This window comes from Streptomyces sp. NPDC087845 (assembly GCF_044742755.1).
Classification (GTDB): domain Bacteria; phylum Actinomycetota; class Actinomycetes; order Streptomycetales; family Streptomycetaceae; genus Streptomyces.
In genome coordinates this window covers 289,688-303,497 of the sequence record NZ_JBIUVC010000009.1, presented here as the reverse complement: position 1 = coordinate 303,497, position 13,810 = coordinate 289,688, and the positions used below count along the sequence as shown (strand labels likewise).

Annotated in this window: 9 protein-coding genes and 1 pseudogene; 7 read left to right on the top strand and 3 right to left on the bottom strand. The window is 70.3% G+C overall.

Going from position 1 to position 13,810, the window contains the following annotated elements:
- The first annotated feature begins 32 nt into the window (after positions 1-32).
- From ACIOMQ_RS24150 to ACIOMQ_RS24135, 4 genes are read left to right on the top strand one after another with little or no spacing between them, the layout of a single operon-like run.
- A complete protein-coding gene (locus ACIOMQ_RS24150) occupies positions 33-3,221 on the top strand; it encodes a hypothetical protein (protein ID WP_402190242.1) in 3,189 nt (1,062 codons plus the stop codon).
- On the top strand, positions 3,218-4,279 hold the full coding sequence (locus tag ACIOMQ_RS24145; protein ID WP_401756125.1) for an oligogalacturonate lyase family protein: 1,062 nt from the start codon (positions 3,218-3,220) through the stop codon (positions 4,277-4,279). Before ACIOMQ_RS24150 ends, ACIOMQ_RS24145 begins: the two co-directional genes overlap by 4 nt.
- Positions 4,276-4,737: a hypothetical protein gene (locus ACIOMQ_RS24140; RefSeq protein ID WP_401265854.1), complete on the top strand. Its 462-nt coding sequence runs from the start codon at positions 4,276-4,278 to the stop codon at positions 4,735-4,737. The genes ACIOMQ_RS24145 and ACIOMQ_RS24140 overlap by 4 nt, the downstream gene beginning before the upstream one ends.
- Before the next feature lie 45 nt (positions 4,738-4,782).
- Positions 4,783-5,418 carry a GNAT family N-acetyltransferase gene (locus ACIOMQ_RS24135; RefSeq protein ID WP_401265852.1) on the top strand — a complete coding sequence of 212 codons (636 nt, stop codon included), beginning with the start codon at positions 4,783-4,785 and terminating at the stop codon, positions 5,416-5,418.
- A gap of 226 nt (positions 5,419-5,644) precedes the next feature.
- Here ACIOMQ_RS24135 and ACIOMQ_RS24130 read toward each other — a convergent pair whose 3' ends face one another.
- Positions 5,645-5,839, bottom strand: a complete 195-nt coding sequence (locus ACIOMQ_RS24130; RefSeq protein WP_362196780.1) for a DUF1272 domain-containing protein — start codon at positions 5,837-5,839, stop codon at positions 5,645-5,647.
- 242 nt (positions 5,840-6,081) lie between these two features.
- Positions 6,082-7,740, bottom strand: coding sequence for a hypothetical protein (locus tag ACIOMQ_RS24125; protein WP_402190238.1), 1,659 nt, complete (start codon positions 7,738-7,740; stop codon positions 6,082-6,084).
- Between the two features lie 621 nt (positions 7,741-8,361).
- Between ACIOMQ_RS24125 and asnB the strand changes: the two genes are divergently transcribed.
- Together asnB and ACIOMQ_RS24115 are read left to right on the top strand one after the other, a co-directional pair.
- A complete protein-coding gene (gene asnB, locus ACIOMQ_RS24120; RefSeq protein WP_362196774.1) occupies positions 8,362-10,209 on the top strand; it encodes an asparagine synthase (glutamine-hydrolyzing) in 1,848 nt (615 codons plus the stop codon).
- Positions 10,210-11,614: 1,405 nt separating this feature from the next.
- A pseudogene (locus ACIOMQ_RS24115) lies at positions 11,615-11,951 on the top strand (DoxX family membrane protein); the annotation flags it as partial.
- A gap of 66 nt (positions 11,952-12,017) precedes the next feature.
- Here ACIOMQ_RS24115 and ACIOMQ_RS24110 read toward each other — a convergent pair.
- Positions 12,018-13,142: a SpoIIE family protein phosphatase gene (locus tag ACIOMQ_RS24110; protein WP_362196771.1), complete on the bottom strand. Its 1,125-nt coding sequence runs from the start codon at positions 13,140-13,142 to the stop codon at positions 12,018-12,020.
- Positions 13,143-13,289: 147 nt separating this feature from the next.
- Here ACIOMQ_RS24110 and ACIOMQ_RS24105 point away from each other — a divergent pair, with 147 nt between their 5' ends.
- Positions 13,290-13,505: a hypothetical protein gene (locus ACIOMQ_RS24105; protein WP_401265843.1), complete on the top strand. Its 216-nt coding sequence runs from the start codon at positions 13,290-13,292 to the stop codon at positions 13,503-13,505.
- Positions 13,506-13,810: the final 305 nt, after the last annotated feature.

Genomic DNA, 13,810 nt, shown 5'->3' with positions numbered 1-13,810 from the left:
GGCACCCCGACAGCTCCACGAGAAGGGACCTCATGATGTCCGGAGCACCACCGAGAACACCGCTCGCCCGGCTGCGTCGCACGCTCACGACGCTCGCCGTCGCCGCCTCGGCCGCAACCCTGATCCAGGCGCCCGCCGCCGCACCGGCGCACGCCCAGACCGCCCGTGCCACGGCGGTGCTCGGTGCGAAGCCCGTGTACGAGGGCATCGAACGGGCCTGGCCCGGCGACCGTGACAAGGACCCCGCACACGCGGTGCGCGAACAGGCGGGGCGCAGCTGCTGGACGATGTCGGGCGATCCGTACAACCGGTATCTGTACGTGGATGTGGCCGGCAGTGCCATTCCCGCCGGGGCGAAGCGCGCCGTTGTCACGGTCGACTACTTCGACGCGGGCGCCGTCGGCATGAACCTCCAGTACGACTCGCAGTCGAACGCCTTCACCGGCGCGTCCGGTCCGGCGCTGAAGGGCACCGGCACCTGGAAGAGCCACCAGTTCGAGCTCGGTGACATCCGGTTCGCCAACCGCGCCAACGGCGCCGACTTCCGGCTCGATGTGCAGGCGACGGCCGAGAACATGCCCCCGGTCTGCTTCAGCCGGATATCCGTCGAGTTCACCGACGCCCCCCTGCTCGACATCACCTCGCGCCGTCTGCTCTTCACCCAGGGCGCGGACCAGGGCCCGATCACCTTCGCCTCCGCGGCCGACCGGGTCGGCTGGACCATCGGCGACCCGAGCGGGGTGCCGCTGAAGTCCGGCACGGCGCAGGTCACCGACGGCAAGGCCGCCCTCGACATCAAGGACCTCGGCCCCGGCTACTACACGCTGACCGCCACCGCCGACTCGGGCGCCCCCGTGACGCGGACGACCTCGTTCGGCGTCGTCACCCCGCTGCCGGCCAAGGACCCGTACTACGCCGTGGCCATGCACTACGGCTGGCAGCCGGGGTGGGAGGACGCGCTGATCGATTCCGCCGCCACCGTGGGCTGGAGCGAGGTCAGATCCGACGTCAACTGGGCGGTGGAGAAGCAGAAGGGCGTCTACGACTTCGGCGCCTACCCCCTCGACGCGGGGCTGAAGAACGCGGCGAAGCGCGGCATCAAGACCATGCCGATCCTCGGGTACCGCAACCCGCTCTACGACGGCGGCAAGACACCGAGTTCGCCCGAGGGCCTGGCCGCCTTCGCCAGGTTCGGTGCGGCAGCGGCCGCCGCGTACGCCCCGTACACCAAGGACTTCTCTGTCTACAACGAGTTCAACGGGACCGGATTCAACGACGGGGCCTGCGGCATCACCGCCAAGTGCTATATCGGCATGGCCAAAGCGGTGAAGCAGGCCATGCCGGACGCCAATGTGGTGGGCCCCACCTCGGCCGGCACCCAGCTCGCCTGGCACGACGACTTCATCGCACGCGGCGGCCTGGACTACCTCGACACCTTCAGCGTCAACTACTACAGCAGCGCAGGCGACGGCCCCGGCACGCCACCGGAGGAGATCAAGGCACTCGGGGAGTTCGCGCAACTGGTGAAGAAGGTCGAGGCGCGCAAGAAGATGCCGATCTGGGTCACCGAGAACGGCTGGCCCACGAACACCGGCGGTTGGAGCGAGACCCAACAGGCCGACTACCTGATCCGCGCCCAGACGCTGGCCCGCGCGGCCGGTGCCGACAAGTACTTCTGGTACGACGTCCTCGACGACGGCACCAACCCGGGCGAGCGCGAGCACCGCTTCGGCCTGTTCCGCCGCGCCGGAGCCGGCGTGCAGGGACTGGCCCCCAAACCCGCCGCCGTCTCCAACGCCGTCCTCATCCGCCAGACCGCCGGCAAGCAGCTCGGGGCGCGGGAGAGCGCGGGCGACCCGGCCGTCTACATCTACCCGTACGGCACCACCACCCGTTCCCTGTGGGCCACTTCACCCAAGACTGTCTCCGTCGCCACCGACAAGCCCCTGATCCTGACCGATCAGTTCGGCAAGCGGAGCGCCCTCACGCCGATGGCGGGGCATGTCACGCTCGCGCTGGACGGCAGCCCCGTCTTCCTCGAAGGACGGGTCGGCGAGGTGGCGGTCACGGACTCGCCGCTCTCCCTGAGCACCGCCGGACAGTCGGTCACCGGCGCTCGCCTGAAGGCCACCGTCACTGCGGACCGCACCAGGGCGGGCGCACTGCCGCGCCGGCTGCCGGTCGTGATCGACGGTGTGCACGGCACGCTGAAGACCAGGCCGGGCGCGAAGACCTCGCTCACGCTGGAAGTACCCGCCACCGCGACCACCGGCGTACGCGATGTCACCGCGTCCTTCGGCCGTCTGGCCCGGCTGCACACCACGACGAAGGTGGTCGAGCCGTACACGGTGACCGGGCGGCCCGACATCCGCAGGAGCGGCGGAGGATTCACCGTGAAGATCACCAACAACGACCCGGAACGGGCGCTGGCGCCCGCGCCGGTGGGCTGGCGAGTCGGATCCTGGACGGGCACGATCGCGGAGCCGGACCCGGTCCCCGCGGGGAAGTCGTCCGAGAAGACGGTTGAACTCCCCGCCGAGGTCAGGCAGTTCGTGCCCTACGCCTACTCCGTCACGACCGGCAGTGCCACGGACTCGGGCTCGCTCAGCTTCAGCCCCGTCGAACCCGCGGGCGACACCACCCTCGCCCCGGTGGACCTGAACTCCCTCGGAGACTGGGCGGGTCTGCGGGGCGGCACCAGGACCGGCCCCGACGATCTCTCCGGGGCGATCCGCTACACCTACACGGACAAGGACCTGATCCTGGACGCCGTCATCAAGGACGACGTGCACAACGCCGACCGCACCGATCCCTCGGCGGCCTGGCAGGTCGACTCCCTTCAGTACGACCTCTACTCGGATTTCCCCGGCACGCCCGACGGCACCCGGGTCGAGGTCGGCGCGGCGCTGCTGCCGACCGGCCCCGTCGCGTACACCTGGGCCGCCCCACCGGGGCAGCAGGCCGGGCCCACACCGGGCGCGGACGTCTCCGCCGTGCGCGACGAGACGGCTCGGACCACCACGTACCGGCTCGCGGTGCCCTGGTCCTCGCTCGGGTTCGACCGGCCGCCCACCGGGACGATCGGGCTGTCGTTCCTCGTCAACGACGCCGACGCGGGCACCGGCCCCGACGCCCGGGACGGCTATCTCCAATGGGGTGCCGGAGTCGGCGCGGCACCCAAGAACCCCGCCCTGTTCCGGTCCGCGAGGCTCGTACGATGACGCTTCTCCTCAACGGGGCCCATCTGCCCTACCCCCATGCCAACGGGTTCCACGCCGGCGGCGAACGGGTGGTGCTGACCCGGCACTCCCCGGTCACCGGTGCCATCGGACTCACCAGCGTCCGCTGGCGCGGAGAGGAGCGTGCCGCACGCGCTCTGTGTGAGCTGCCGCCCAGCACCTCGGGGCCGGAGCAGCTGCTCTGGCCCGACGTGGCCCTGGCCGCCGAGCGGGCGGCCTGGGTCTGGAACGGTGCGCTCCACGTTCTCGACCTGGACTCCGGTGCCTCCGAGCGGCTCTACACGGCCGCTCCCGGACACACCCTGCAGAACCTGTGCTCCCTCACGGGTGCGGGAGACCGAGTGGTGGTGATGGAGCACCCCGAGGGCCGGGAGACAGCGGTGACGTGCCTGGAGATCTCCGTGTCCACCGGAAAGACCGACGAACTGTTCGGCAAGCCATGGTTCGCCAACCACCCGGCCCACAGTCCGCACGACGAGTCGTGGCTGACCTTCGCCCACGAAGGGCCTTCCCAGGAGATTCCGGACCGGATCTGGGCCCGGCACCCCACGCGGGGTCCGGAGGGCCGCTGCGTCTTCGACCAGGCGACGGAACGGGGCACACTCGCCGTGGGCCACGAACGCTGGATGTTCCACGATCTGGGCGCCGTGGTGTGCGCGTACGGCGAGAGCGAGGCAGGACCGCGCGGCCTGTACACGCTGTACCCCGACGGCCGGGCGGCCCGGCTCGTCAGCGAGGGCGATCGGGACTGGCACTGCGACATCAGCCGCGACGGACGGCTGGCGGTCGTCGACACGACCGGCCCTCTCGACGCACCGGGCCGGGGCTGGCAGAACGCGGGACAGGTGTCCGACGTCGTGCTCGTGGACGTCGCCACCGGCGCCCGCACACCCCTGGCCCGTACGGAGGCCGACCGGCACCCCCGGCACCCGCACCCGGTGTTCACCCCCGACGGCACCGCGGTCCTCTACAACCACGGCGATCCGTCGACCGGTGAGGTCGCGGTGGCCCGGGTGACCCTGCCCCGGGCCGCGTCATGAACCACCGTCCCCGAGTGCTTCCGGGGGCCGCAGTGCCGGCCGTCCACCCCCACCGGACCCACCGCACCCCGCACAAGAGCAACACCCTGGTGATCCCCCCGGGGCAGGGGGACGACTTCGACAGCCGAGGAGCCGACTGCCCGTTTCCGTTCCGTCACGACGACCGCTTCGCCTCCGATCCGTGCGTGCTGCACGACGGCAGGCGCTGGGTGATGTTCTACTTCGGCAACTGCAGCGACGGACACGCCCGGGAGAGCGTCGCGTTCCCGGACGACCTGCTGCACTGGCGCAAGAGCGGCGAGATCCTCGTCGACATCGGCCCCGCCGGACACGTCGACGACCGCCACGCGCACAAGCCGGGTCTCATCTCCGACGGCGCCGGGCTCCACCATTTCTACTGCGCCGTCAGGGACGGTCCCGAGGGCCCGGTGCGGGGAATCGCCCGCGCGACGGGCTGACCGCACGCCCGCCGGGGATTACGGGACAGCCCGTAGGCTGGCCGGATGTCTGCAATCGACTGTCTGGCCGAGGGACGCCGTGTGGTGATCCGTGCCTACACCCCGGCGGATGCCGAAGAGTTCACCACCCGGGCGAGGGAGAGCCGGGGGGTACACAGCCCCTGGCTCTTCCCGCCCGAGGACCCCCGCGCGTACGCCACCTACGCGGGACGGTTGATCGACGATCCGACGAAGGCGGGCTTCCTGGTCTGCGAACGCGAACGCGAACGCGACGGCGAACGCGAAGGCGAACGCGAACCCGACCGTGGCCGTGACCGGGAGGCCGGTGGGAGCGGGGCCGGCGGCGGGATCGCGGGCTTCATCAACATCAACAACATCGTCCGCGGCGGGTTCTGCTGCGGTGCGCTCGGATACGGGGCCTTCGCCCACGCGGTGGGACGCGGTCTGATGAGCGAAGGGCTGGCACTGGTCCTGCGGTACGCCTTCGGACCACTCGGCCTGCACCGGCTCGAAGCCAACATCCAGCCCGGCAACAAGGGTTCGCTCGCCCTCGTCCGGCGGGCCGGATTCCGTCTCGAAGGTTTCTCGCCGGACTTCCTCTTCATCGACGGGGCCTGGCGCGACCACGAGCGGTGGGCGATCACGGCCGAGATGCAGGTTGGCCAGGTGATCGGCTCCTGAGGCCGGTGGCCGTACGCCGCCGGGTCTCCCGCTCCGTCCGGCTGGGTATCGGCCGGCCGGGGCGCGAACCCGACTGGCGGCCGGGACGGGCCGGTTGCGGAAAGACCGTCGAGCGGCGGTCCGCCCGCACATGCCGGGCGGACGCGAAGGAGGCCGAGTCGGTCTTCGCACCCCGGCATCGGCCTCCTTCGCCTCGTGATCGCAGCGAGTTCCCCGGACCGGTCGTCTACGGTGCGGCAGGTGCCGGCGCGCGGCGGGGGCGGGCCACGAGTTCGCCGCCGCAGTTGGGGCACGTGCTCTGCATGGCCTCGCCGCAGGCCGCGCAGAATGTGCACTCGTAGGAGCAGATGCGGGCGGACGAGTCCTGCGGCAGCAACGTTCCTTCACACCGTTCGCAGCGGTCGCGCATCTCCAGAGGCATGGCTCTCCCAGCGGGTTGGGGCATCCATCGCCTGGGTGTCGGCGCGGGATGAAGTCGGATGCCCATTTTCGGTGCGGGGATCTTGATCTGAAAGCATTGGCAAGGACAGCTTTGCGCACGATCCCGCCACCACCGGGTCCGGCATCCCGGACACGTGGTGGGCGCGGCCGCTCGGCAGCCCTTGGTTGCCCTGCTCCGGGTCGCCCGGCCCCGATCGCCCGGAACGGTTCGGGCGGCCCGGCTCAGCAGTGGCCTGGTCTGGCATACACCGTGATGCGCGCCTGCGTGACCGTCCGGTTCGCGCACTCCTCGAAGTACGCGTCGAGTGTGGCGCGTTTGACCGCTTCTCGCGTGTTCACCTCCAGCGGCTGGCCCTCCAGATCGCGCACGGCGACGATGCGTGCGCGTGTCAGGATGCGCGCGCGGATCCGGCCCGGTGGCAGCTCCCTGCCGAACAGTGTGTCGGACGCGACCGGGGTCCGTTCCAGGGCGAGGTCGGCCAGGGACCGGAAGGAGTCCGGCCGGGCCAGCGTCCACACGCGCCTGCGTGACGGCATGAACAGCAGTCCGTCCCCCGGCTCGGCGATGCCCTGCACCGCCCGTGCGATCGCGAACGCGTCGTTCTCGCGGCTCCCCGGCTTCCGCAACGCGGTGCTCACAGGTACGAGGGCGGCCAGCACGGCGAGCAATGCCACAGCACATGTCACACGCCGCGCGGTGCCGGCATCGTGGGCCGACTGCCGGAGCCGGTCGAGCACCGAGCCCGTCAGGAGCGCGAAGCCTGTGGCGGAGGCCAGGACGTAACGGTCCACGTACAGCGGATGCAGCGGGCTCGTGAGCATGAGCAGCGCGGTGGGCAGGATCAGCAGCGGGAGTGCGAGTTCGGGCAGGGTGATCGGTCCGCACACCCGGCCGGGAAAGCGGGCGAAGGCGACGCCCAGCAGAGCCGTCGCGACGAAGCCGAGCACTTCCCCGGAGTCCGGCACCCCGATCCAGCCCACCTGCGCGGACTGCGTGGTGCTGAAGGCGGCGAGCGGCAGGAGCCCGGTGAGCACTCCGCCCGCAGCCACGGCCCACGCCCGCGTCACCGGTCGAGCCAATCGCGCCCGGAAGACGGTCACCCCGTGGGCCAGGAGTATCAGTACGGCGAGTTCGTGGAGCAGGCATGCCGTCAGCATCACCACTCCGTACGCGACCCAGCCGCGTACATGGCCCCCCGCCCGGCCCCGTCCCTCCGCCCGGCCCCGTCCCCCCGTCCGGCCCCGTCCCTCTGCCCGGCCCCGTCCCTCCGGCCGGGACAGGTTGCCGACCAGGAGACAACTGCCCCATGTGATCAGTGCGCAGACCAGGGCGTAGGACCGGCCCTCCTGCGCGTACCGCTGCACCGGCGGGAGCAGCGGGAAGACCAGGCCCGCCAGCAGCCCGGTCCAGGTGCCGCCGAGTCGTTGTCCGAGCCGCACGATACCGACCGCCGCCGCGGCGACCGCCAGTACCGAGGGCAGCCGAAGCGCCACGAGACCGCCGTCCCAGAGGCCGAACACGCCCTGCATGATCAGGTAGTACAGGCCGTGCACGACGTCGACATGGGCCAGGGTGTGCCATATCCGCGGCACGCTCCGGTGCGCCATCGCGTAGGTGACCGCTTCGTCTCCCCACAGGGTGTCCTGGCGGCGGATCCCCCAGAGTCCGACGAGGAGGGCCAGCAGGCCGGGGGGCCACAGGACCGCCCGGTGCAGGGCGCTCCGGTGCAGGGGAGATCGCTGGAGGTGTCCCGTTCGCGAATCGACGGGGGCGGCGGGGTGCTGGATGAGAGAGATGACGTGATCCGTTCGAAGGGGTTCTCTCGCTCGGTCGATCGTCCGCCGTGTTGAGGGGAAGCCCGCGCAGGTGGCGCCGATCAATTTCGTTCGCGTTGCTCAGCGCCGCTGCGTGGACAACTCGACGGCGCATGCCGTGATCGCCGGTTCGGTGGTGCGGTGTCGGCCCCCGGCGCCGACGGCGGGCTCCCGCGACCGGCCTCGCATTCTCCGCCGACAGCCGTTCCGCGGCCGTCGGATCGCCCGACGGCTCCGAACGCATGGGAACACCGACGACCCCGGCTGTGAGCACGCTCCCGGGGCGGTCTCTCGGAACACGCAGGCGCATGGTCAGGCGCATCTGCCTGATGCGGCGTACCGGACCGTCTGCCGACCGCCCGGTGCACCCCACTGGCCCACTCGGGGTTGGGTAAGTCTTTGCCCGTGGCTGAATCACGCTCCTCGACCGGCCCGGGGCCCTTCCCCCACGGGCTGCGGAGCACGGTGGTCCCGTATAGGAAGGGGAAAGCGGCGGCCGAAAATATCGGGCGCCCGGCCCCGGCGAGGTAACGACCGTGTTGACCGTACGCAATCGCAGGCACAGGCTCCTTACATAGCTGCTAAATACAACTGGTTCTGCCGGGCCTTCGCATTCGGCATGCCGTCCGAGGGACGGCACCGTGCGTACGTCCCTTTCCCGGCCGGGACCGATTCGGGAGGACGCGTATGTGTGGCATCGCCGGTTGGGTCTCCTTCGACCGCGATCTACGGGCCGCCGCGGAAGGCGCGACGCTGGACGCGATGACGGAGACCATGGCCTGCCGGGGCCCGGACGACCGGGGGACCTGGACCGTCGAGCACGCGGGGCTCGGACACCGCCGGCTCGCGATCATCGACCTGCCCGGCGGACGCCAGCCCATGACCGTGTCCACGCCCGAGGGGGAGGTCGCCCTCGTCTACTCCGGCGAGGCGTACAACTTCACCGAACTCCGCACCGAACTGATCACCCGCGGGCACCGCTTCACCACCGACTCGGACACCGAGGTCGTGCTGCACGGCTATCTTGAGTGGGGCGAGTCCGTTGCCGAACGGCTCAACGGAATGTACGCCTTCGCCGTCTGGGACAGCCGTCACGACAAGCTGGTCATGATCCGCGACCGGATGGGCGTCAAGCCGTTCTACTACTGGCCGACGCCCGACGGTGTGCTCTTCGGCTCGGAGCCCAAGGCCATTCTTGCCAACCCGCTGGCCAAGCCCCGGGTGACCCTCGACGGGCTCCGGGAACTCTTCAGCCTCGTCAAGAGCCCCGGCCACGCCGTGTGGGACGGCATGTACGAGGTGGAGCCGGGAACGGTCGTCACCGTGGACCGGGGCGGCCTGCGCCGACACGTCTACTGGCGGCTGGAGACCCGTCCGCACACCGACGACCGGGACACCTCGATCGCCACCGTGCGGTCACTGCTCGACGACATCGTGCGCCGCCAGCTGATCTCCGACGTACCCCGCTGCATCCTGCTCTCCGGGGGCCTCGACTCCTCTGCGGTCACCTCGCTCGCCGCCCGGCAGCTCGCCGAGACCGGCGAGAAGGTCCGCACCTTCGCCGTCGACTTCGTCGGGCGGACCGAGAACTTCATCGCCGACGAACTGCGCACCACCCCCGACACCCCCTTCGTGCACGACGTGGCCGAGCGGGCGGGCACCCTCCACCGCGACATCGTGCTCGACCCGGAGACCCTCGCCGACCCCGACGTACGCGCCCGGATGATCCGGGCCCGGGACATCCCCATGGGTCTCGGCGACATGGACGCCTCGCTCTACCTCCTCTTCCGGGCCATCCGCGAGCACTCGACGGTCGCGCTGTCCGGGGAGTCGGCCGACGAGGTCTTCGGCGGCTACCTCCAGTTCTTCGACGAGGAGGCCCGAAGCGCCGACACCTTCCCCTGGCTGGTGCGGTTCGCCGAGCACTTCGGCGAGGACTCGGGCATGCTCCGCGACGACGTGAACCAGGCCCTCGGCCTGGAGAAGTACATCCACGACAGCTACGACTCCGCCGTGGCCGGCATCGAACGGCTCGCCGGCGAGAGCGACTTCGAGTACCGGATGCGCAAGATCTGCCACCTCCACCTGACCCGGTTCGTACGCGTCCTGCTCGACCGCAAGGACCGGGCGAGCATGGCGGTCGGCCTGGAGGTCCGGGTGCCGTTCTGCGACCACCGGCTCGTCGAGTACGTCTACAACACCCCCTGGGCCCTGAAGTCCTTCGACGGCCGGGAGAAGAGCCTGCTGCGCGAGGCCACCGCGGATCTGCTTCCCCGCTCGGTGTACGAGCGGACCAAGAGCCCCTATCCGTCGACCCAGGACCCGAAGTACGCCGCCGCCCTTCAGGAATACGCCCGCGCCCTGCTCGCGCGCCCCGAGCACCGAGTCTTCGACCTCATCGACCGCGACCGGCTGCGGCGGGTGGCGGAGGACGACGCACCGGGGATCACCTCGGCGTCCCGCCGCGGGCTGGAACGCACCCTGGACCTCGCGCTGTGGCTGGACATGTACGAACCGGAGCTGGACCTCGGCTGACCGGGCTGCCGTCGGCGGGGCGCGTGTCGGCCGCCCCGTCGTCGCGCCGTCCCTCGAAGCCGCTCCACATCGCCCCGGAATGAGCGCTGGGCGTCGGACCGCACCGGTTGGGTGCCGATGCTCGACCAGGCCCTGCTCGTGGCTCGCCACGCAACGTCCGCCGTGTCGATTCCACCGTTTGGCTCGTCCCCGGCGCAGCAGCCCGATGTGGACACGGTGCTGCGCACCGTGAGGCGGGTGAAGTCCGTCCTCCTCCTCGGGGTGCGCTGCCCGAGGGGTGGGCGACGGCGGGCAGTGACGCCTCCTGATCAGAGCTCCTGCGGCAGCCGCCGGCACGGCGTCATGCCGCCCCCGAGCCGCGCCGCCCCTTGTAGTTGATCTGCATCCGGCGGAGATGGTTGATCATGGACCTGACCTGCGCCCTAGCCAGGTTATGCGCTCCGGGATGCGCTGAGTGCCATGACCGCCACTCGCTCCGGGCCATGCCGTGGCCAATTGGCAGGGCGTGGTGAGGGCTGACGTCGGTCTGACAAGCAGCAGGCATCGCCTTAGCGTGGGTCCAGGGAGCCGACTACGGAGGACTCTGTGCAGCAGTGGACCAGGCGTGAGGATGAGCGGCTGCTCACCGGCCAGGGCCGGTATGTCGCCGACTTGGCGGAGCCGAAGTGCCTGGACGCCGTTTTCGTGAGGAGCAGGGTTGCTCACGGCGTGCTGCGTGAGGCAGGCGGCGGTGCTCCGCTCGACCGCTTCAACGGCGGGAAGAGGGGCGAGGATGCCTTGGGGAAGTCCTGTGCGCGGCGCAGGACTTCTTCACACGGCCCGGCCGTAGCGGCTACGTAGACACCCGGCTCCAGCTGCCAGACGTCCCCGCACTCGTCAGCGCCACGTCGCGCTAGTGCTGGCCGGTCGCGGCTCCAAGCCGCGAAGCTGCCTTCGGGCAACCGCGGCGGCTCATTCATTCGGCCCATGAGATCGTCCCTGACTCTCGTACCCGTCCAGGCCGATATCGTCGGTAGCGTGGCTGGGAGCCGGGCGGGCGCCGGGCGCCCGCCCGGGGGGTGTGGTCAGCCCCGGTCGTCGCCGGCGTACGCATCCCATTCGTGGGCCCCTTACGCACCGTAGTGGCGGGTGAAGGACAGCTTGCCGAGCAGCTTGGCGATCATGATGCGCTCCTCCCGCCTGTTTGAGCCCTCCCAGCCGAGGGTTCAGCTAAGAAGTTCTCCCCAACACCAAATGCCACACATGTCAAATTTCCACGCATGCCATATATGTCATATTCGGAGCATCAGTCGCACGCGTGGATGTGAGGCGCGTGTTTGCGGGCTGGGCCCGCAGCCGGCCAACGTCGCCCCGGTGCTGGAGGTCAGTGCCGTCCCCGGCCGCGAGGTGCGGCGGCGCCAGTCACCCCGGAAAGGTCTATGCCGCCATCGGTGGTGGCTCCGAGTTTCTCGGGGGCCTCTCGGCCTGGCTCTGGGACTGTTCACCCCGCTGGCATCGGCTGTCCTGATCGGCGTGATGCTCAATGCCATGGTGACCGTCACCGCGGCACATTCCCTGTGGGAGACACAGAGTGGCGTCGAGTTCAACGTGTGCATCGCGGTCGTGGCGCCGGCCATCGCTGCCATCGGCCCCGGCCGGCTCGCCCTCGACAGACCGTTCCGCTGAGGAAGGGCGGCTGGCCGGAAGTCGCCTTCGCCCTGTGCCCCGGCGGCATCGGCGCCGCCATCGTGCCGAGCCTGTGAATCCGGGCAGAAGTTACTGATGCCACGTATTGAGCAGCTGCTGCGCGGCCGGGTCTACAGCCTCGACTACCCCGACCCCGATCCGGGCCCGGGGGTGCGCTGGATGCAGACCATGGCGGCGTCGTCGTCCAGGCGCCCGCCCACATGGGCCAGAAGGTCGGCGCGCAGGTGGTGGATCAGGGCCTGGGGGCTGTGGTGTGCCTGCGAGGCGGCACGTTCGGCCAGCGGGTAGAAGACTCTGCCGGGGTCCCGGGCTTCTATCACGCCGTCGGTGTAGAGCAGCAGCAGGTCTGCGGGCTCCAGGGCGAAGGTGTCCACCTGGTACTGGGGTGTGGTCAGCTCGCCCAGGCCCAGTGGCGGCGCGGGGCGGGTGGCGTTGAGTGCGGTGACCTGTCCGTCGCGTAGTAGCAAGGGGGGCGGGTGACCGCAGCTGATCATCTCCACCTTCTCGCCTGCGTCGGGGATGTCGATGATTGCGGCGGTGATGAAGCACTCCCCTTCCTGCTCCGACTCGGTGGGTTCGACCATGCTCCAGCACACGCTGTTCTCCAGGTAGGCCATGAGGTCGGGCAGGGAGGATTGCCGGTGTGCGGCCGCCCGGAATGCGCCCAGCAGCAGCGCGGCGTCTCCGATCGCGGTCAGGCCCTTGCCCCTCGCATCCCCGATGATCAGCCTGGTACCGGCCGAGGTGCGAGTGGCCGCATACAGGTCGCCGCCGATCTGCGCCTGCTCCTCTGCCGCGAGGTACACCGAGGCCACCCGCAGTGGCCCGATCCGCCGCGGCAGCGGTCTGAGCACCGCTCGCTGCGTGGCCTCCGACACCGTCCGTACCTGCGCCAGCTCACGGCCGTACCGATCCCGCAGCAACCGGAACACCGTCACAATCGCCGAGACCACCACCACGGCGATGATCTGCGCACCGATGCTCTCCGTGGTCAGGATGCGGAGCCCTACGCCGACGCCGAACAGGGCCCCCACAGCGATGACTCCGACCACGGCGGTCAGGAGGGGGCCGGCGAAAGAGGCGGTGAGCGCGGGTGCCACGATCAGCAGGGGGCCCAGCGGCACGTCGGGCCCGGTCGTTGCATCGGCCAGCACGATGGCTGTGATCAGAGCGAGCGGGATCGCCAGCAGGGCGTCTCTGGCCTGCCAGGAATGTTGGCGGAACGAGAGCCGCCGCCATATACCCATACGCCTGAATTTTACCTTACAAGGGCGACCACAACGGCGCGGCAAGGCGCCAATGAGCGGCACACACACCGTGCTCCACGACCTTCACGGCCTGATCGAAGCCGAACTTCCCCTGAACCGCGCTCCTACGAAGCGCTCGTCACCGCCGTGCTCGCGTGGGAGAACCCGCACCTCGAACCCCGCGACTACGAACAGATCGCCCTCCAGCCGACCGGTCACGCCCGCGCGATCGCCGCCGACGGGCAGCGCCACGCCACTGCCCTGCCGAAGAACGGCCGCGGCGCCCATGCCGAAATCGTCCTCCGCGAAGCCGCCGGACGCCTGTCCGCACCGCTGGATCCGCCCGGTGTACGAACCGCGTAGACCGGCGCGAACGCGGAGGTGTCGGCCACAGCGCTGTCGGCGCGGCGGGGGAGGGGAGGGCGGACGAGGGCATCGCCGGGGATGCAGACCACGGCGCGGCCATCAGGGATACGCCGGGGATACGGCCCGACGAGCTCACGGGGGTACGGCCCGACGAGATACGGCAGGGGATTCCGTTACCCGGGAAACGGCGGCCATTCGTGTGACAGACCGGTATTTGTGTGACCACGCCGTTTGGCACGGGAAAGCATGGCTACCGGACACCAACACGCGTGCCCGTTCAGCGACCGGTCTGATGCCGCCCC

Excerpts from the sequence above, each read along its gene's own strand:
- ACIOMQ_RS24130 (WP_362196780.1), bottom strand. The coding sequence starts at position 5,839 with ATGCCTCTGGAGATGCGCGACCGCTGCGAACGGTGTGAAGGAACGTTG.
- ACIOMQ_RS24110 (WP_362196771.1), bottom strand. The coding sequence starts at position 13,142 with ATGGGTATATGGCGGCGGCTCTCGTTCCGCCAACATTCCTGGCAGGCC.
- ACIOMQ_RS24150 (WP_402190242.1), top strand. The coding sequence starts at position 33 with ATGATGTCCGGAGCACCACCGAGAACACCGCTCGCCCGGCTGCGTCGC.
- ACIOMQ_RS24140 (WP_401265854.1), top strand. The coding sequence starts at position 4,276 with ATGAACCACCGTCCCCGAGTGCTTCCGGGGGCCGCAGTGCCGGCCGTC.
- ACIOMQ_RS24145 (WP_401756125.1), top strand. The coding sequence starts at position 3,218 with ATGACGCTTCTCCTCAACGGGGCCCATCTGCCCTACCCCCATGCCAAC.
- ACIOMQ_RS24135 (WP_401265852.1), top strand. The coding sequence starts at position 4,783 with ATGTCTGCAATCGACTGTCTGGCCGAGGGACGCCGTGTGGTGATCCGT.
- asnB (WP_362196774.1), top strand. The coding sequence starts at position 8,362 with ATGTGTGGCATCGCCGGTTGGGTCTCCTTCGACCGCGATCTACGGGCC.